The organism is Corticimicrobacter populi (assembly GCF_003123725.1).
Taxonomy (GTDB): domain Bacteria; phylum Pseudomonadota; class Gammaproteobacteria; order Burkholderiales; family Burkholderiaceae_B; genus Corticimicrobacter; species Corticimicrobacter populi.
This window is the reverse complement of the sequence record NZ_QETA01000008.1, coordinates 111,856-131,388: the sequence shown is the minus strand read 5'-3', so window position 1 is coordinate 131,388 and position 19,533 is coordinate 111,856. Positions and strand designations below refer to the sequence as shown.

General features: G+C 62.4%; 16 protein-coding genes. 12 read left to right on the top strand and 4 right to left on the bottom strand.

The annotated features are described in order from the left end of the window. The first annotated feature begins 92 nt into the window (after nt 1-92). From DD235_RS15820 to DD235_RS15765, 12 genes are all read left to right on the top strand, one after another. The gene (locus DD235_RS15820) at nt 93-2,153 is read left to right on the top strand and encodes a hydantoinase/oxoprolinase family protein (protein ID WP_109063116.1); all 2,061 of its coding nucleotides are present in this window, start codon (nt 93-95) and stop codon (nt 2,151-2,153) included. Between the two features lie 2 nt (nt 2,154-2,155). After that, on the top strand, nt 2,156-4,150 hold the full coding sequence (locus tag DD235_RS15815) for a hydantoinase B/oxoprolinase family protein (RefSeq protein ID WP_109063083.1): 1,995 nt from the start codon (nt 2,156-2,158) through the stop codon (nt 4,148-4,150). Between the two features lie 16 nt (nt 4,151-4,166). Next, on the top strand, nt 4,167-5,657 hold the full coding sequence (locus tag DD235_RS15810; protein WP_204524267.1) for an aldehyde dehydrogenase family protein: 1,491 nt from the start codon (nt 4,167-4,169) through the stop codon (nt 5,655-5,657). A 33-nt stretch (nt 5,658-5,690) separates the two neighbouring features. Further along, on the top strand, nt 5,691-6,359 hold the full coding sequence (locus tag DD235_RS15805; RefSeq protein ID WP_109063082.1) for a haloacid dehalogenase type II: 669 nt from the start codon (nt 5,691-5,693) through the stop codon (nt 6,357-6,359). A gap of 15 nt (nt 6,360-6,374) precedes the next feature. Next, nucleotides 6,375-7,655, top strand: coding sequence for an NAD(P)/FAD-dependent oxidoreductase (locus tag DD235_RS15800; RefSeq protein ID WP_109063081.1), 1,281 nt, complete (start codon nt 6,375-6,377; stop codon nt 7,653-7,655). Between the two features lie 36 nt (nt 7,656-7,691). Beyond that, complete coding sequence (locus DD235_RS15795) at nt 7,692-9,266, top strand: ABC transporter substrate-binding protein (protein WP_109063080.1); 1,575 nt, start codon at nt 7,692-7,694, stop codon at nt 9,264-9,266. Nucleotides 9,267-9,285: 19 nt separating this feature from the next. Beyond that, nucleotides 9,286-10,245, top strand: a complete 960-nt coding sequence (locus DD235_RS15790) for an ABC transporter permease (protein ID WP_109063079.1) — start codon at nt 9,286-9,288, stop codon at nt 10,243-10,245. Continuing rightward, nucleotides 10,242-11,108, top strand: a complete 867-nt coding sequence (locus DD235_RS15785; RefSeq protein WP_109063078.1) for an ABC transporter permease — start codon at nt 10,242-10,244, stop codon at nt 11,106-11,108. The genes DD235_RS15790 and DD235_RS15785 overlap by 4 nt, the downstream gene beginning before the upstream one ends. Continuing rightward, nucleotides 11,105-12,814, top strand: a complete 1,710-nt coding sequence (locus DD235_RS15780) for an ABC transporter ATP-binding protein (protein WP_109063077.1) — start codon at nt 11,105-11,107, stop codon at nt 12,812-12,814. The genes DD235_RS15785 and DD235_RS15780 overlap by 4 nt, the downstream gene beginning before the upstream one ends. A gap of 26 nt (nt 12,815-12,840) precedes the next feature. Next, on the top strand, nt 12,841-13,692 hold the full coding sequence (locus tag DD235_RS15775) for a GNAT family N-acetyltransferase (RefSeq protein ID WP_162300519.1): 852 nt from the start codon (nt 12,841-12,843) through the stop codon (nt 13,690-13,692). Nucleotides 13,693-13,741: 49 nt separating this feature from the next. Further along, the gene (locus DD235_RS15770; protein ID WP_109063075.1) at nt 13,742-15,070 is read left to right on the top strand and encodes an NAD(P)/FAD-dependent oxidoreductase; all 1,329 of its coding nucleotides are present in this window, start codon (nt 13,742-13,744) and stop codon (nt 15,068-15,070) included. Between the two features lie 105 nt (nt 15,071-15,175). After that, the gene (locus DD235_RS15765) at nt 15,176-16,198 is read left to right on the top strand and encodes an Rpn family recombination-promoting nuclease/putative transposase (protein WP_109063074.1); all 1,023 of its coding nucleotides are present in this window, start codon (nt 15,176-15,178) and stop codon (nt 16,196-16,198) included. A 36-nt stretch (nt 16,199-16,234) separates the two neighbouring features. Here DD235_RS15765 and DD235_RS15760 read toward each other — a convergent pair whose 3' ends face one another. The 4 genes from DD235_RS15760 to DD235_RS15750 all read right to left on the bottom strand — a co-directional run bounded on the left by DD235_RS15760 (nt 16,235) and on the right by DD235_RS15750 (nt 19,525). Beyond that, complete coding sequence (locus DD235_RS15760; RefSeq protein WP_109063073.1) at nt 16,235-16,846, bottom strand: plasmid pRiA4b ORF-3 family protein; 612 nt, start codon at nt 16,844-16,846, stop codon at nt 16,235-16,237. 250 nt (nt 16,847-17,096) lie between these two features. Next, nucleotides 17,097-17,354, bottom strand: a complete 258-nt coding sequence (locus DD235_RS16760) for a hypothetical protein (protein WP_146193525.1) — start codon at nt 17,352-17,354, stop codon at nt 17,097-17,099. Between the two features lie 275 nt (nt 17,355-17,629). Next, nucleotides 17,630-18,904 carry an amidohydrolase gene (locus tag DD235_RS15755; protein ID WP_109063072.1) on the bottom strand — a complete coding sequence of 425 codons (1,275 nt, stop codon included), beginning with the start codon at nt 18,902-18,904 and terminating at the stop codon, nt 17,630-17,632. 36 nt (nt 18,905-18,940) lie between these two features. After that, complete coding sequence (locus tag DD235_RS15750; protein WP_109063071.1) at nt 18,941-19,525, bottom strand: helix-turn-helix domain-containing protein; 585 nt, start codon at nt 19,523-19,525, stop codon at nt 18,941-18,943. Between the last annotated feature and the right edge of the window lie 8 nt (nt 19,526-19,533).

Here is a 19,533-nt window from a genome sequence, read left to right as displayed (position 1 = left end):
TAATATATTAAACATCATCGGTCGGATGAATGAACCCGAAGCAATATTCGAAACCGGGTGTCTTCATCGGCATGCAGGAAAGGGCATTTGAAATGGGCTACAGAATCGGGGTCGATATCGGCGGGTCATTTACCGACTTTGCCGTATTGGATGAGGCAAGTTCGGAAGTCTTCACACTGAAGGTGCTGTCGCGGCCGGATGCACCGGGCAGCGAGATCACCAAGGGTCTTGAGACGTTTGCCGAGCGCGATGGCATCCGGGCGGAAGATGTCGGCTATTTCACGCATGGCACGACCGTCGGCATCAATGCCGTCATTCAGCGCAAGGGCGTCCGGCTGGGCCTGCTGACCACGCGTCACTTCGAGGATGTGCTGGAACTGGGCCGGTTGAAGATCCATCCCATCCACAACCTGTATGGCCGCCGCCCCGACCCCCTGATCAGCCGGGATCGCGTGTTCCCGATTGACGAGCGTATCGACAGTGAAGGCCAGGTGCTGTTGCCTGCCCAACTGGAGAGTATGGAACAGGCTCTGGCTGCCGCGCAGGCGAAAGGCTGCGAAGGGCTGGTCATCTCGTTTCTGAATGCCTATCGCAACGGTGCCAACGAACAGGCCGTCAAAGCGTGGGTGCAGCAACAGGCTCCTGGCATGGCGGTGTTCTGCGCCAGCGAGATATGGCCCATCATCCGTGAATACGAGCGCACCACGACCGCTGTCATCAATGGCTACGTCCAGCCCAAGGTCAGTCATTATCTGACCTCTTTCGAGCAGGCCCTGGCCGCCCAGGGTGTGACGGTGCCACCCCGGATCACCAAGTCCAATGGCGGTGTCATGAGCGCGGCCCAGGCCAAGGCCGAGAGCGTGCAGATGATACTTTCGGGCACGGCCTCCGGTGTCATCGGGGCCGGCTTCGTGGCGCGCAGTTGCGGCTACGGACGCATCCTGAGCCTGGATATCGGCGGCACCAGTGCCGATGTGGCCGTGATCCACGATGGCCAGGCCCAGTATGGTGTCGGCGAGGTCGTGGGCGAATTTCAGATCCATATTCCGTCCGTGTCGGTGACGTCGGTGGGTCAGGGGGGCGGATCGATTGCCTGGGTGGATGCGCATGGCGTCCTCAAGGTCGGGCCGGACAGTGCCGGCTCGCTGCCGGGGCCTGCCTGCTACAACCGGGGCGGTACGCGGGCAACGGTCACCGACGCCTTCGTGGTCTGCGGGGTGATCGGGCACAGCCAGCTTGGCTACAGCGCAGTGCAGGTGGATCGCGCGCGTTCGCTGGCCGTCGTGGGTGAACTGGCCGCTTTGCTGAAGCAGGATGTACACGAGACAGCCGAAAACATCATCCGCATCGCTACGTCCGAGATGTACGCCGATGTCAGCGCCCTGCTGTCGCGCTTCGGCATCGATCCGCGCGAATACCATTTCCTGGCTTTCGGGGGGGCCGGGCCCATGATGGCCAGCTACCTGGCACGCGAACTCAACCTGCAGGGCGTGGTGGTGCCCCTGGTGCCGGGTGTGCTGAGCGCGCTGGGTGGATTGGTCGCCGATGTCCGCAACGATTTCATCGATACCCTTTACCAGGATGTGTCGCCCACCATCGCTGTACCGCTGCAGGCGGCGCTGGACGGATTGCGCACGCGTGCCGAGCAGTGGCTGCGGGTGGAGCAGGCGTTTACCGGCGAGAGCATCCTGCAGTGTTCGGCGGATATGCGCTATCGCGGCCAGTCGTACGAGATCGAGACGCCGCTGGAGCCGGCCTGGATCGAGCGTGGCGACGTGGCGCAGATCGCGCAGGCTTTCCATCGTGAACACGCGCGCCTGTTCGGTCATCACGACGCGCAGGCCGTGCCGCAACTGATCAGTCTGCGGCTGGTGATTTCCGGTGCCACGGCCAAGCCCGTGATCAAGCCAATCGGCAAGGCGCTGCAGCCGTTGCTGCCGCGCCAGCAGATCGAGGCCTTCATGGATGGGCAGTGGCGCACGGTGCCGGTGTATGTCCGCGAAGACCTGCGCGAGGGGCATGCGTTTACCGGCCCTGCCATCGTCATGCAGAACGATACGACCACCACGGTGTTGCCAGACATGGCGGTGTCGGTGGACAGCTTCGGCAACCTGGTGATTGCCTGCGTACCTGCTGCGGCCTTCGGAGAATGAACATGGCCTTCGACAAGAGAAACATACAGATCCTGGCGAATTACTGCTGCGCAGCCGCCGATGCCATGGCCTATACCCTGATGCGCACTGCGCATTCGGCCTTCGTCAAGGAAACCGAGGACTTTTCCTGCACCATCCTGACCGAGGACGGACTGGCCTTTGCCTCGCCTCGCAGCTTCGGCGCACCCTGGTACAGCGGCATCGATTACGCGCCGGTGCTGGACATGATCGACAGCTACGAACCGGGCGACATCTGCATCACCAACGATTCCTACAGCGGCAATGTGGCCACGCACTCGCCGGACCTGCATATCTGGAAGCCGGTTTTCCATGACGGCAGGATCGTCTGCTTCGTGGTCGGGCATATCCACAATACGGATGTCGGCGGTGCCGTGCCTGCCTCGTTGTCGCGTGCCCTGACCGAGATCGTCCAGGAGGGGGTGCGGATTCCCCCGCTGAAGATCGTCAGGGCCGGTGTGCTGAACCAGGATGTGATCGATATCCTGCTGCTCAATGTCCGGGCACCTGCGCAGAACTGGGGGGATTTCAACGCCCAGATTGCCTCCGTCAATATCGGCGAGCGCAAGATCCACGAGATCATCGACCGCTTCGGTGTCGATGCCTTCCGGGAAGGCGCACGCGCCATCCTGGACTATGCGCACCAGCAGGCATGCAGCGTCATCCGCGAGATTCCGGACGGTGAGTATTTCTTTGCGGATTATGCCGACGAGGATGGTGACAGTGACCATCCCTGCCGGGTGGCGCTGACGTTGCGCATACAGGGTGATGAACTGGTGCTGGACTATACCGGCAGCGATCCCCAGTTGGCATCATCGCTGAACGTGCCGACGGGCGGGCGTGAGCGCCATCCGCTGGCGATGGTGGGCCTGACCTATGTGCTCTATACGCTGCATCCGGGCTTGCTGCTCAATGCCGGCACCCTGCGCGTGGCGCGTGCCATCCTGCCCCGGGGCAGCGTGGTCAATTGCGAAGCACCGGCTGCCGTGGGCATGCGTTCGCTGACCTGCATGCTGACCCAGATCGTGACTTTCGGGGCGTTCTCGCAGGCGTTGCCGGAGAAGATTCCGGCCAGCGCGCCGGGTGGCAACGCCATCATGAACATCAAGACCCATGACAGGCACAACCTGCCCATCATGGCTTCCATCGGCCCGGTGGGCGGTGGGGGCGGCGGCACGCCCTTCAACGATGGCCCGGACGGCATGGGTGGCTCTTCGGCCTTTCTGAAAAACACGCCCATCGAAATCAACGAGGCCGAAGTGCCGATTCATTTCCTGCGCTACGGTATCGAACCGGATACGGGCGGTGCCGGCAAGTACCGGGGCGGCATGGCGACGGTCATGGCATTTCGGGTGTCGGCACCGGGTACGGTGGTGACGGCCCGCAATCGCAACCGCTCCCGTTTTCACAGTTGGGGCGTGCTGGGGGGGCGACATGGGGCATTGTCGCGATTCCAGAAAAATCCCGATACGTCGCGCCATGTCGAACTGGGCAATACCGACGTGGTGGCCTGCGAGCCGGGTGATGTGATCCGGGTGATCGGGCCGGGCGCGGGCGGCTACGGCAATCCGCTCGAACGCGATTCCCAGCGTGTGCTCAGGGATGTGCAGTGCGGATTCGTTTCCCCGGCCCAGGCGCGCTTGCAGTATGGCGTGGTGATCAATGCACAGGGCGAACTCGACCAGGCTGCGACCGATGCGCTGCGTGCCTCGATGGTGGTGGGCGTGCCTGACGAACATTTCGATTTCGGCGCGGCACGGACCGCCTATGAACAGGTCTGGACCCGGGCACGCTACGCCCGCCTGACCGATTTCCTGGCGGGCGTGCCCATCCTGTGGCGGCATTACCTCAAGCACCGGATCTTCGATGCCGTGGCAGCCGGCGAGCATGCCGGTGGCGACATGGATATGCAGATGGATGCCGTGCTGGCCGATATCCGGCAGCGTTTTCCGGCCCTGACGCCGGTCGCACAAGACTAGGGACGAAAAAAGACTCATGGACATGAACACAATCAGCGATTTCGATCCCGGCGATGTGAGGCTGCCAGGCGGCCATTTCATCGGGGGCAGCCCTGTGGCGGGCGGGCAATCGGACATCGAGGTCAACCGGCCATCCGATGGGCTGCTGCTGGGGGCGGTGCCCGACGGCGATGCCGACCTGGTAGACCGGGCCGTGCAAAATGCCCATCAGGCGCTGCAGGACAGTGGCTGGGATCGCCGGCCACCACGCGAACGTGCCCGCATCCTGCGTCGCTGGGCTGACCTGATTGACGAGCACAGCTTGACGCTGGGGCGGCTGGAGGCGGTGAGCTCGACCCGACCCATTCATGATTGCATCCGACACGAAGTTCCGTTTACCGCCGAGGCAATCCGTTTTTTTGCCGAGTGTGCAGACAAGTACAGTGGCGATCTGCTGCCCACGCGCGGCGGCAGTCTGGGTTTGCTGGCACCGGAACCCTATGGCGTGGTGGGGGCGATCACGCCGTGGAATTTTCCGCTGTCGATGGCTTCCTGGAAATGCGGCCCGGCACTGGCGGCCGGCAATGCCGTGGTACTCAAGCCGTCGGAGCTGACGCCTTTCTCGACCCTGTATCTGGCGGAACTGGCCATCCAGGCTGGGCTGCCGGCGGGTGTCCTGAATATCGTCAATGGCTATGGTGCCAGCACGGGGTCTGCACTGGTGCGGCACCCCCTGGTGCGCAAGGTGTCGTTCACGGGGTCTACGGCGACCGGAGCGGTGGTGATGTCGGAGGCGGCGCATCATGGCATGAAGCCAGCCACGCTGGAACTGGGCGGCAAGAGCCCGCAACTGGTGTTCGAGGATGCCGGTGATATCCGCGAAGTGGCCGGTCGCATCGCCAAGGGCTTTACCTCCAATGCCGGACAGGCCTGCGTGGCCGGAACACGCCTGATCGTGCAGCGACGCATTGCGGCTGCGCTGGTCGAGGCGGTGGCCGAGGAGGTTGCCGAACTGCGCCCCGGCCTGACCTGGCAGGCTGCCACCCGCTATGCCCCGCTGATCAACGGACGGCAGGCCGACAAGGTGCACGAGGCGGTGCAGGCCAGTATTGCTGCAGGTGCTCGTGCCCTGACCGGGGGCGGTTTTTTCGAAGGCACCGGCGGCGGCTTTTTCTATCGGCCCACCATCCTGACAGAGATCGATGCCAATACACCTGCCGTACGCGATGAAATCTTCGGCCCGGTGCTGACCGTGCAGGTCTTCGATGATGAGGATGAAGGGATCGCGCTGGCCGGACATCCGGTGTATGGATTGGCCGCCGGCGTGCATACGCAGGACCTGGGCCGGGCCCTGCGCGCGACCCGTGCGCTGGCGGCTGGCACGGTCTGGGTGAACCGGTATGGCCGCACACATGACTTCATCGTGCCCACAGGCGGGTTCAATGGCTCGGGCGTGGGCAAGGATCTGGGACGGCAGGCCTTCGAGGCGAACCTGCGTCACAAGAGCGTATTGATCGACTTCGATTGAGTTTTCATTTCAGGCAAGCGCAAGGAATCCATCATGGCCATTTTCAAACCCAAGTACGTCACTTTCGATTGCTACGGCACGCTGATTTTTTTCGACATGGCCGGCATTGCCGCCGAGATCTATGCCGACCGCGTCAGCCCCGAAATGATGCCGACCTTCACCCAACACTTTGCGGCGTTTCGCCTGGATGAAGTGCTGGGTGACTGGAAGCCCTACAAGGATGTGGTCGAGAGCGCCATCCGCCGTACCTGCAAGCGCAATGGCATCGAATACCGGGAAGGCGAAGGCGAGCGTATCTACCGGACGGTGCCGACCTGGGGACCGCATGCCGACGTGCCGGCAGGGCTGGCCAAGGTCGCCAAAGAGGTGCCGCTGGTGATTCTGTCGAATGCGATGGACGAGCAGATCCACAGCAATGTCGACAAGCTCGGTGCGCCCTTTCATGCCGTGTTCACGGCGCAGCAGGCGCAGGCCTACAAGCCGCGCATGCGCCCGTTCGAATACATGCTGGATCAGTTGGGCTGCGGCCCGGAAGACATCCTGCACGTGTCTTCCAGCCTGCGCTACGACCTGATGACGGCCCATGATCTGGGGATCCGCAACAAGGTGTTCGTGGCGCGTGGGCACGAACCCTCCACACCGTACTACGGATACCAGGAAATCCGCGATATCGGCGGATTGGCCGGTGTGCTGGGACTCTGACCGGTAGCCATCATCATGAAGCTCGAACCGTACTGGCTGAGTACCGCACCCGCCTTCGATGCTTCCGCTGCGTCGGACCTGCCTGCCCAGGCAGAATGCGTGATCGTGGGGGCCGGATTTACCGGGCTGTCTGCGGCCCTGTCGCTGGCGCGCGCCGGTGTGCAGGTGGTGGTGCTTGATGCCGGGACCGTGATCGGCCAGGCCTCCGGGCGCAATGGCGGGCACTGCAATACCGGCGTTGCCCACGATTTTGCCGGGCTGGTCAGGAGCGCGGGGCTGGAACGAGCCTGCTCCCTGCAGCGCTTCTATACGGAAGCGGTCGATCATGTCGAGCAACTGGTGCGCGAAGAAAACATTGCCTGCGATTTCGTGCGTCGCGGCAAGCTCAAGCTGGCTTCCAAGGCACGTCATATGCAAGGACTGGAGGCCACCTATGTGGCACTTCGCCGCTATGTGTCGTCCGATGTCCAACTGTTTGACCGAGCCGGGCTGCGCGATGAAATCGATTCCGAGGCCTTCCACGGCGGATTGCTGATGCCGGGGGGCGCACAGATGCACATGGGGCGTTTCGGCATGGGGCTGGCCCAGGCGGCGGTTCGCCAGGGAGCCTGCGTGCATGAGCAGACGCCGGTGACCGGACTGGAGCGCTTGGAAGGCACGCGTTACCGAGTGCGCACGTCCAGGGGCACGATCGAGGCCGGGCGCGTGCTGTTGGCGACGGGCTGCTCCAATGTCGGCCCTTTTGCCTGGCTGCAGCGACGCATCGTGCCGGTGGGCAGCTTCATCGTTGTGACCGAGCCGCTGGCCCCTGCCGTGATCGACAGCTTACTGCCGCAGCGGCGCACATACGTGACGACGCTGAACATCGGCAACTACTTCCGCACCACGGAAGATGGGCGTCTGGTCTTTGGCGGGCGTGCCCGATTTGCACTCAGCAATCCGCTGTCCGATCGCAAGAGTGGCCACATTCTGGAGGCCGGCCTGCAGCGGGTATTTCCCCAGCTTGCCGGGACCCGGATCGAATACTGCTGGGGCGGTCTGGTCGATATGACGGTGGACCGATTCCCGCGTGCCGGACTGCACGAGGGACTGTATTTCTCGACCGGCTACAGCGGGCATGGCACCCAGATGTCGGTGCGCATGGGGCAGGTCATGGCCGAGCAGATGCTGGGCCGGCCGGCCCAGCATCCCTGGCAAGGCGCGGATCAATGGCCCGCGGTGCCGGGCTATAGCGGCACGCCCTGGTTCCTGCCGATGGCGGGACTGTATTACCGGATGAAGGACCTGTTTTTCTGAAGTCGAAGTCGTCAACGCAACACAAAAGGAAGCATCATGGGGAATGACACTGATAAGCACGGCAAATCTGGCTGGTCCCGTCGCGACATTCTGCGATTGTCCATGGCGACGGGGCTGTCCATGTCGGCAGCTGGGCTGCTGCTCTATGGCGGACCGGCCCTGGCCGAAGCCCCCAGGCGTGGCGGCAGGTTGCGCGTAGCGGCATCCAACTCGTCGGTCGCCGATACGCTGGACCCGGCCAAGGGCACCAACTCCGGCGACTACATGCGCCAGTTCATGTTCTACAGCGGGCTGACCGAACTCGATGACCAGATGCATGCCCAGCCGGCGCTGGCGGAGTCGTTCGAGTCGCCGGATGGCCGTGTCTGGCACCTCAAGCTGCGCCAGGGTGTGGTGTTTCACGATGGCAAGCCTTTCACGGCCGACGACGTGGTCTATTCGCTGTTGCGGCACAAGGATCCTGCCACGGCGTCCAAGGCCAAGTCACTGGCTGATCAGTTCGAGACGGTGGTGGCGGAAGGCCCGCACGATGTCCGCATTGAACTGGTGTCGCCCAACGTCGATCTGCCGGCCCTGCTCGGCACCTCGCATTTCCTGATCATTGCCGATGGCACGACCGATTTTGCGCTGGCCAACGGCACGGGGCCCTATCGCAGCAAATCGTTCACGCCGGGCGGCAGCGTGGTGGGTGTGCGCAACGAGAATTTCTGGAAAAACGGCAAGCCGTACCTGGACGAAATCGAACTGATCGGCCTGACCGACCAGGCTGCGCGTGTCAATGGGCTGCTGGCCGGCGATCTGCACATGGTGACGACCATCGGCCCGCGCGACATCGAGCGCCTGCGCGCCGGTGGCCGCCATGAGGTGCTGGAAACCCGTTCCGGGCTGTATACCAACCTGATCCTGCGCCAGGATGCCGATGTGGTGCGCGATCCGGATTTCGTCATGGCCATGAAATACCTGCAGAACCGCGAGCGGGTGCGCGATGCGATCCTGCGCGGCTACGGCACGCTGGCCAACGACCATCCGGTGCCCGACTGGCATCCCTACTACATGAAAGATCTGCCCCAGCGGGCCTACGATCCCGACCGTGCGCGCTTTCACGTCGAACGCGGCAAGCTGCAGGGCAAGGGCGGAGACCTGGTCTGCACGCCCAATGTCGAAGGGTCGGTCGATGGCGCCCAGTTGCTGCAGCAGAGCGCACGTACAGTCGGGTTGCAATTGAACGTGCGACGGGTGCCCTATGACGGCTACTGGAGCAATCACTGGATGAAGCACCCGATGTCCTACGGGTCGATCAATCCACGGCCGACGCTGGATGCGCTCTTCTCGCAGTTCTACAAATCGGATTCGCCCTGGAACGAATCGGGCTGGCAGAACGCGCAGTTCGACGAGTTGCTGATCCAGGCCCGGGCCGAGCTGGACGAGGGCAAGCGCAAGCAGATGTATGGCGACATGCAGGTCCTGATCAGCGAGCAGTGCAGTGTGCTGATCCCGGTTTTCATCAGCTTCCTCGACGCCTATGACAAGCGAGTCAAGGGCCTGACGCCGAACCCGGCCGGCATGCTGATGGGATACCGCTTTGCCGAGGATGTCTGGCTTGATGCCTGAAGCCGGAAAGGAGCCGTGAATGTTCAATTGGACCATTGCCAGCCTGATTGTCAGGCGTCTGGGGGCCGGGCTGTTGACCCTGTTCCTGGTGGCCGCGCTGATCTTCGGCATCACCAGCCTGCTGCCGGGAGACGCGGCGCAACTGGCCCTGGGGCAGCAGGCCACGCCTGAGACCGTGGCCGCGCTGCGCCAGCAACTGGGGCTGGACCAGCCGGTCTGGCTGCGTTTCTGGCAATGGCTGGCGGGCATCCTGCAGGGCGATCTGGGCACGTCGTATGCCAGCGGTTTCCCGGTGGCCGAGCTGATTGCCTCGCGGATTCCCAACTCGCTGATGCTGGCGGGGGTGACGGTGCTGGTGTCCGTGCCGATCGCGCTGGTGCTGGGCATCGTCTCGGCGATGAGCAATGGTTCGCGGCTCGACCGGGTGCTGGGCATCCTGACCATGTCGGTGGTGGCGGTGCCGGAATTCCTGGTGGCGACGCTGGCCGTGCTGGTGTTTGCCGTCAAGCTGCAGTGGCTGCCGGCACTGTCGTTCGGCGGCAACGTCGACAGCCTGGGCGCGTTTTTGCGCAGCTATGCCATGCCGGTGCTGACCCTGAGCTGCGTGGTCGTGGCGCAGATGGCGCGCATGACGCGGGCGGCCATTATCAACCAGCTCGATGCGCCCTATGTGGAAATGGCGCTGCTCAAGGGGGGGCGGCCGTTGCGGGTGGTGCTGTCGCACGCCCTGCCCAATGCGGTCGGCCCGATTGCCAATGTGATGGCGCTGAGCACGTCCTACCTGCTGGGCGGCGTCATCATCATCGAGACCATTTTCAATTATCCGGGATTGGCGCTGCAACTGGTGGATGCGGTGAGCAACCGGGATTTGCCGATGGTGCAGGCCGGGGTGCTGTTCTTCAGTGCGTGCTATCTGTTTCTGCTGCTGCTGGCGGACATCTGCACCATTGTCTTCAACCCGAGGCTGCGCAAATCATGATCAAGAAAATACTGAACCTGCCGTCGGGGCTGTGGCGATTCTGTGTGTCGCTGCCTTTGGCCGGCAAAATCGGGCTGGTGATTTCGCTGTTCTGGCTGTCGATGATGGTGCTGGGTCCCTATCTTGCGCCGTACGGCATGGAGGATCTGGCCGACAACGATATTTTCGGCTCCCTGAGCAGCCAGTTCTGGCTGGGCACCGATTACCTGGGCCGGGATATGCTGAGCCGGATCCTGTATGGCGCCCAACTGACCATCGGGCTGGCCTTGACGGCAGCCATATGCGCCAGCGTGGGTGGCACGCTGCTGGCGCTGCTGGCGGTGGTAGCTGGCGGCACGGTCGATGAGATCATCAGCCGGATCAACGACGTGTTGCTGGTGACGCCGAGCAAGATTTTCGCGTTGCTGATCGTGGCGGTGTTCGGTTCCTCCCTGCCCCTGTTGATTATCACGGCGGCGATTACCTACATGCCGGGTTCCTACCGGATTGCGCGCTCGATGGCAGTGAGCCTCAATGCCATGGAATACGTCATCGTGGCGCGGCTGCGCGGCGAGGGCAATTTCTACATTGCCTTCCGGGAACTGCTGCCCAACATGATCCATCCCATGTTGGCGGATTTCGGCTTGCGCTTCGTCTATATCGTGCTGACCCTGAGCGGCCTGAGCTTCCTGGGCCTGGGCGTACAGCCTCCCTATGCCGACTGGGGTGCACTGGTGCGCGAGAACATGTCGGGGCTGTTCGAGGGCGCGCCGGCGGTGATCGTGCCTGCCGTGGCCATCGCCACGCTGACGATCGGCGTCAATCTGCTGATCGACAGCCTGTCGCTGCGCAAGCGCGTGGCCGCAAAAGGAGTACAGGCATGAGAGCATCACATGAACCCCTGGTTGTGGTCGAAGGCCTGCAGGTCGTGGCCCGTCGCGATGGCGGCCCCGAAACCACCATCGTCAACAACGTGGGCTTTTCGGTCGGGCGCGGCGAGGTGCTGGCCCTGATCGGTGAATCCGGCTCCGGCAAGACAACGATCGCCCTGTCCCTGCTCGGCTATGCCCGCCGTGGCTGCCGCATCGCGAGGGGATGCGTGCGGGTCGATGGCACCGATGTGCTGGCGCTGGATGACCGGGCGCTGCGGACCCTGCGCGGGCGCAAGGTTGCCTATGTGGCGCAGAGCGCGGCCGCGTCTTTCAACCCGTCGCGTACCATCATGAACCAGGTGATCGAAGGCGCGCAGATCCACGGCCTGATGACGCCGCAGCAGGCGCGGTTCAAGGCCGTCGAATTGTTCCGAGCACTGGCGCTGCCTGCCCCCGAGACGATTGGCGAGCGTTATCCGCACCAGGTATCGGGCGGGCAGTTGCAGCGCCTGATGGCGGCCATGGCACTGATCAACGATCCGGATGTGGTGGTGTTCGACGAACCGACCACCGCCCTGGATGTGACCACGCAGATCGACGTGCTGCGTGCTTTCAAGGAAGCCATCCGCGAGCGCCATACCAGTGCCGTGTATGTTTCGCACGACCTGGCCGTGGTGGCCCAGATGGCGGATCGGGTGGTGGTGCTCAACGGCGGGGAAATCCAGGAATATGGCGAGATCGGCCAGATACTGACCAATCCGCAGCATCCGTATACCCGCAGCCTGCTGGCTGCCGCCCGCCCGGAAACTGTGGTCGAGACCGTCGAGCAGGCACCGGCGGCTCTGTCCCCGGAAAGCGCAGGCATCCGCCCGCTGCTGGAGGTGTCGGGCCTGTCGGCAGGATACGGCAAGCCGGATCGCCAGGGGGTACCGCCCATCAAGGTCCTGACGGATATCGATCTGCGCGTGGCGCGTGGCACAACCCTGGGCATCATCGGTGAGTCCGGCTCCGGCAAGTCGTCGCTGGCCTGGACGATCGCGGGACTGGTGGCACCCTACCAGGGACAGATACGCTTCGATGGCCGGCCTTTGGCCCCGCGCTTCATGCAGCGCGACCAGGATGACCGCCGCCGTATTCAACTGGTTTTCCAGAATGCGGACACCGTGCTCAACCCCAAACGCACGATCGAGGAAATCCTGATGCGCCCGCTGCAGGTCTTCAACTGCTGCCCGCCTGACAAGGTGCGTCAGCGGGTCATCCAGTTGCTGGACATGGTGCGTCTGCCGGCGGCCATTGCGCAGCGCCTGCCCTCGGAACTGTCGGGCGGGCAGAAGCAGCGCATCAATCTGGCCCGGGCATTGGCTGCCGAACCCGACCTGATCCTGTGCGACGAAGTGACCTCGGCGCTGGATACGGTGGTGGGGGCGGCCATTCTGGAGTTGCTGGCGGAATTGCGCCGGGAGCTGGGCCTTGCCTATATCTTCATCAGCCATGACATCTCGGTGGTGCGCGCCATCTGTGACGAGGTGATGGTGCTGTACCGGGGCAAGCAGGTCGATCATTGCGCGCGCGGTGAGCTGACCGTACCACCCCGGCATCCCTACACCGACCTGCTGGTCAACTCGGTGCCGGAACTGCGCCAGGGATGGCTGGAAGAAGCCACGGCGCGCATCAGTGCCGACAGGTCACGCCAGCAACTGCTGGCGGAACGACAATAATGGCCGAGACATTGGAGAATCCAGACATGCTGCAACAACAGGAATCTGCATGGCAGTTCCAGCCCCTGCGTGAGCAGGACCTGCCCAGGGCACACGCCCTTTCGGTCGCCGCTCGCTGGCCGCATCGCCTCGAAGACTGGGCCTTCTGCCTGGCATTGGGTGAAGGTCTGGCGGTCTGGGAACAGGATGCGCTGGTGGGCGTGGCCCTGCGTTGGCGCTATGCGCATGGCATGACGATCGGTCTGATTATCGTGGCTGATACCCATCGCGGGCGCGGCATGGCCAGCCAGATGGTGGAGAAGCTGCTGGCCGATTGCGCCAGCGAGCCGGTCTTGCTGCATGCCACGCCGGCAGGCGCAGGCGTGTATGCCCGACAGGGTTTTGTGCCGGCAGGCCAGGTGCTGCAGATGCAGGGCGAGCCTGCGCCGGTCACGCCCGTGGTCGTGGCCGGACAGATTGCCGAGCTGGCAGACGCATCGGCCTTGCGCGAGGCGATTGCGTTGGATGACGGCGCAACCGGCATGGGACGGGCAGCGTTGCTGCAGGCCCTGGCCAGCGCCGGGCGCATGGTGGGCCTGTACCGCGATGGGCGCTTGCAGGCCTATGCGGTGGTGCGCCTGTTTGGCCGTGGGCAGGTGATCGGCCCGGTGATCGCCCCTGATCGCGACTGTGCGCTGGCCCTGATCGATACCCTGCTGGCCGAGGCCGGTCCCGGATTGGTGCGCATTGATATTCCCGAGACCTCTGGCTTGCAGACGGCACTGCTGGCGCGTGGGTTGCAGCAGGTCGATACCGTGGCTGTCATGGCGAAAGGCGCATGGCCGATTCCCGCAGGGGGCTCGTCGAGATTTGCATTGGCGTCGCAGGCGCTGGCCTGACGAGGCAGGCCCTGGCGGGCCTTCAAAACTTTCCAAGGAAACCAAGAGCATGTTGCAGAATATCGAAGCGGTGCCGGACAGCGGCGAGTTTCCGCAGGCCGTCGATGTCGTGGTTATCGGTGCGGGCATCGTGGGAACGGCGGCGGCCTATGAACTGGCTCGCAAGGGTGTGCGGGTGGCCCTGTTTGAGAAAGGCCTGGTCGGTGCCGAACAGTCCAGCCGCAACTGGGGATGGTGCCGCCAGCAGAATCGCGACCATCGCGAACTGCCGCTGGCGATGTACAGCCTGCGCCGCTGGGGCGAACTGGGTGCCGAGACGGGTGAAGAACTGGGCTTTCGGCGTTCGGGCATTGTCTATGCGACCACCCGCCAGAGCGAGATCGATACCTGGCAGGCGTGGGGTACCAAGGCGCGGGACTTCGGTTTCACCAGTGAAATCCTGACCCCTTCTCGCGCCCGCGAACTGACATCGGGCAGCACCACCCAATGGCTGGGCGGTGTCTGGTCGCATGACGACGGCCATGCCGATCCTTTTCGAGCCAGCCCGGCACTGGCCCGCGCCGCGCAGAAACTGGGCGCGCTGGTCCACCAGAATTGCGCCGTGCGAGGCCTGGATATCGAGGCTGGGCGCATCAGTGGTGTCTGGACCGAACGCGGCCTGGTGCGTGCCTCGACCGTGGTGTGCGCGGGTGGCACCTGGGCCTCGCTGTTCTGCCGGCGACATGGCCTGACCCTGCCGCTGGCGCATGTCAACGGCACCGCCATGCTGACCTCGGATGCCGCGCCCGGCGTGATTTCCACGCCGCTGTACACCCCGACCTTCGCCCTGCGCCCGACCATCGATGGTGCCTATGCGCTGTCTGTCTCCGGTCGTGGCCGGCTGGAAATCACGCCGCAATTGTTCCGTCATGCCCGGCAGTTCTGGCCGGGTTTTCGCAACCGGCTGCCCAACCTCAAGATCAGGATCGGCAAGTCATTTTTCCGGGGGCCGGAGGCCAATGAGCATTGGCAGATGGATGGCGAGTCGCCATTCGAGCGGCAACGCATCGTGGACCCTGCGCCTGATCATGCGATGGTCGATGAAGCCCTGCGGGCCATCAAGAAAGAGTACCCGGCCATGGCCGCGCTGCAGGTGGTGCGCGCCTGGGGCGGATTGATCGACAGCACGCCGGACCTGATCCCGGTGATCTCGCCGGCCGGGCCGCAAGGGCTGCTGATCGCGGCGGGATTCAGCGCGCATGGCTTCGGGATCGGGCCGGGGGCGGGTCGGCTGGTGGCGGATCTGGTGTGCGGGGATACGCCGATCGTGGATCCGGCACCGTTCAGGCATGCGCGGCTGGTGGATGGGACGGAGCTGGGGAAGCCGGGGATGATTTGAGGGGGCTATTGGCAGATGTACGGAGTGACAATTTTGTCCAATTTTCAATGATTCAGCCATCCGGTAGATTGCCTGCTGTTGCCACACAGACAGGGAGTTGCCGTGATGTCAGAATCCAAGATGCAGCAAGGGCAGGTTGTTATATCGAGTACGGCTACATCATCTGACCACATTACCCCACTGCCCGGCCTGCGCCTGACCAACGACCTGGTGTTCAAGGCACTCTTCAGCCGGCACCTGCATCTGCTGTCGGATCTGATCAATGCCATATTGCAATGGCCCACGCCGATTGCGGTCGTCAAAGTCCTCAACCCCGATATTTTGCCGCGTCACGTCAATGGCAAGCGCATTGTCATGGATATTCTGGTGCGCGATGCCACCGAGGCCCTGTTCATCATCGAAATGCAGGTCCGTCGCGAGGAACCCTGGCCTGAACGCAATGTGTATTACCTCGCCCGTGGTCTGTCGGAGCAATTGCAGGCGGGCCAGAACTACGACGGTCTGCGACCTGTCATTGGCATCAGCCTGCTGGCGCATGATCTATTCCCAGAACACCCACAACAAGCTCTCTGGCGGTTGGCCCTGCGTGACGAGCAGACTCCCGCCGTCTGCTTCAAGGAAGCCTTGCAACTGCATATAATGGAACTGCCCAAGGCTGAACGGCTCGGCGGTCTGCCGCCCGAACTACACGCCTGGATCGCCTGCCTGCTGCACAACCTGGACGAGGCCGTCATGAAGCAGATCACCCATCCCCCTGTGCAAGAAACATTACAACACCTGCAAACCCTGTCCGCTGACGAAAAACTGCGCTGGGCCGCGTTGCAGCGTGATATTGCCATGCTTGATGAGCGCACGGCTCTCAATCGTGCTACTCGCAAAGGGGTCGAGCAAGGGTTGGCGCAGGGGCGGGCAGAAGGTTTGCAGCAAGGCATTCAACAAGGGCAAGAGCAAGGTCGTCAGGCAGCACTGCAGACCATGCTCAATCAACTCTTGCTGCGCAAATTCAGCCACATTCCAGCCCCGATACAGGCGCGTATCGCCACTGCCGACCTGCCCACCTTGCAGCAATGGACGATGCAGGTACTCGATGCCGAACGGATTGAGGATATGTTCGAATCGCCTCTCTGAGCTGTCTGTACAGCGTCCGCCCAATATAGTCTTGAATTAGATCTGTATTTGACGCAATCGCTGATTGACCTCATCGAGGTCGAAAGCGGCGGGATCGAAGCGCTTGCCGTGCCAGAGCAGCATGTCATCGTATTCAGGGTGAGTCCTGTCGGAGAGTACTCGCACGAAGTGCTCGTAGCCCGGCAGACCGCCGACATCTTCGGGCGGGCAGGCATTTGCGCCGTCCAGACATATGGGCGAAGTCAGTGGATCGTTAAAGAACGCCACTTCCATGATGCGCAGGTCGTGCTCCCAGTTGTCACCGAAGTCGTAGAGGTAGGCAAGATCTTGGGTATCACCCAGGGCTTTGTCCAGACGCACCCGCTTTTCGCTTTGAAGGTTGAATTCCGAGTAGTTGGGATCCAGTTCGCCATAGCGAACGCCATTGATTTGGAACTCATGCAGGTGTCCCCCCTGCCAGCCCATCGCTCGCAGAATCGTCTTGTGCAGCTTGGGCAGCGTGATGCGACTAGGCACGACGATGGTGCGATGGATGATAGGTGTGATGTATCGCAGTTCGATGCGCAGCACCAGCGCTGTGCCTTGCAGGGGAACGACCTTTGCACGGCTTACGTCGCCTGTTCTTTGCAGGGTAAATCCAGATGTCATGGAATAAATCCTGGATGCAGTTGATCGGGTAATCGGCGATACGGGTCAGCATCAGGATCGTAGCGTGGCAATTGCAGTCTTGAGCATCGGTGGACTCACCGTGCCGATCCTATCGTGATCCCCTTTGCTCATAATCCCAGATATTTTAGCTATGGATGTTCTCGGTCGATGATGGCGATGCAATATATATTTTACGAGCCAAACTGGGATCTTTGCAGTGGTTCATTAAGTGTGAAAGAAGATTTTTGGCTTATGTGATTAACACATCAATTCCGTTCAAATTTATACGACAACACCACTTTGAAATGGGATATTTTTGAAAATCATTCAATACTGCAAAACCTTCAGCCAGTAAATATTCTTTTTCACCATTTTCATAGTGATTGTATTCATATATTGCTACAGGCCTACCAACCCACAGCATGATTTTTTGTCCTGAGGAGTCTTCGATTTCATCATCTTTAGAGAGAAGAACCAAATCTTTATCTATTAGCGAATTGAAGTCCACTCTGATTCTTGGCTTATCCATTCCTGATCACATAACGCCTACAAAACCAGAAAATATAGCAGTCTGCAAATCAAATGGAAGCATGGATCCCTGCCTGGAATCTCTCATTGCAAGGCTGAGGGTCTTGGTTTGATGGCCGTACTGCATTTAGCGGCATCATTTTGTGCTGATGATGGGCATCGTCTGGGAAGGCCTGCCGCAGGAGTTTGGCTACGGCTCTGGCATGCCTAAAAATTTGCGGATCGATAATTTTCACTATTGGTAGATTCCAACTTTCACCCCGCTCCCAAAACCACCCCCACCATCCCCCCCACCAACGCGACCCCCTTCCCCAGCACCCCTTCATCAAAATCAAACTCAGCCGTATGGTGCCCACTGGGCAGATCTGCCCCCAGCACCATATAAGCGGCCTTTCCCCCCCTCGCAGCCACCGCATGCGTCATCAACGTGGCATCTTCACTGACGCGCACATCGTAGCGACTCACCGTGTCCCGAAAGGCACCACTGCACTGCGCAACCTCCCTCGCCCACGCCACCATGTCGGCAGGGTTCTCCCAGTCACGCGCCTCGCCGATCAGCCGAATATCCGCTTCCAGTTGGTGCGCCGCCGCCGTCCCTGTAATCAATGCCTGTACACGGGGATCCAGTGCGTCCAGATCGTGCTGGCGCTCGGCGCGCAACTCGACGCCAAATCGGGCTTCGTCCGGCACGATATTGAGCGCCTGGCCGGCGTGCATGGTGCCGACGTTCACGCGGATACCCGGCTGGCCGGACTGCGCCAGGGCGTGCAGGCCGAGGGTGGCCTGGCAGGCACCGAGCAGCGCGTTGCGGCCGGTCTCCGGGGCGCGGCCGGCGTGGGCGGGGGCTCCGTGATAGGTCACGCTGTACTTGCGCGTGGCCAGGAAGCCGACCGGGTCCAGCGCCACGGTATCGGAGGGGACGCCCAGGCCGATATGAAAGCCCAGGAAGACATCCACGTCATCGAGCCAGCCCTGTTCCACGATGGCGCGGGCACCTCGGGTGCCCTCTTCTGCCGGCTGGAAGATCAGGCGCAGGGTGCCGCACAGGAGTGCTTTCTGCGCGGCCATGATCTGGGCAATGCCCAGTGCGATGGCCAGGTGCCCGTCGTGTCCACAGGCATGCATGACACCGGTGTGCTGCGAGTGCCAGCCTTCTTCGGCGGGGCGATGGCCCTGCCCTTGTGTGTCTACTTCGTGGATCGGCAGCGCATCAAGGTCGGCACGGATGGCGACGGTTGGGCCGGGCCGGTCGAAGTGCAGTTCGGCAATGCAGCCGGTGTGCGCAGGGCCTTCCGCGGGGGCACCCAGGGTCTTGCTGCCGATGACGGGTGCGCCGGTCTTGATGTCGAAGCCGAGCGCTTCGACATGTCGCGCTACATAGGCGGTGGTGGCGGCTTCCTGCCAGCCCAGTTCGGGATGGGCATGCAGGTGTCGGCGCCATTGCACCAGTTGGGGGGTCAGGGCCTGGGCCTGTTCGGCCACGGACCGGACAAGCGCAGGATTGGGGGCTGGCAAGGTAACGGTAGTCATGGCGAACGGAAATTCAATATATTGGAGGAATGAAACCTAGATGTATGAAACCGGCATCCGCGTATTCATGATCCAGAGCACATTGGCGGCCGTCTCGGTCTCGTTGCGCAGGAAATGGGTCTGCGTGCTGTCGAACTGAAAGCTGTCGCCCGCTTCCAGCCGGGCCTGCTGGCTGCCCACACCCAGGGTGAGCTGGCCGTCGAGTACCAGGCCGGCCTTTTCTCCCGGTCCGATCAGCACTTCGTCAGCGCTGGTATGGGGTGGGATTTCGATGATCATGAACTGGATGTCGTGCTTGCCGTGCGGTGTCAGCAACTGCTTGTTCAGCGGGCCGACGCTGAAGTGCGGGCGCTGCGCGGCGCGACGCACGAAGTCGTGCTCGGCGCTGGGCTGCGCTTCTTCCTCATCGGTTTCCAGCAGGTCGGAAAGTGGTACGTCCAGCGCCATGCGCAGCCGTTCCAGTGTACGCAGCGAGGGGTTGGCGATGCCTCGCTCGACCTGGCTGATCATGCCGACGGAGACGCCGGCCTTGAGGGCGAGTTCGTTGACGGTCATCTTGCGCGTGCGGCGCAGGGCACGGATACGGGCACCGGGGCGGGCTGCAGCTGTCGAGTCGGGCATAACGAAAT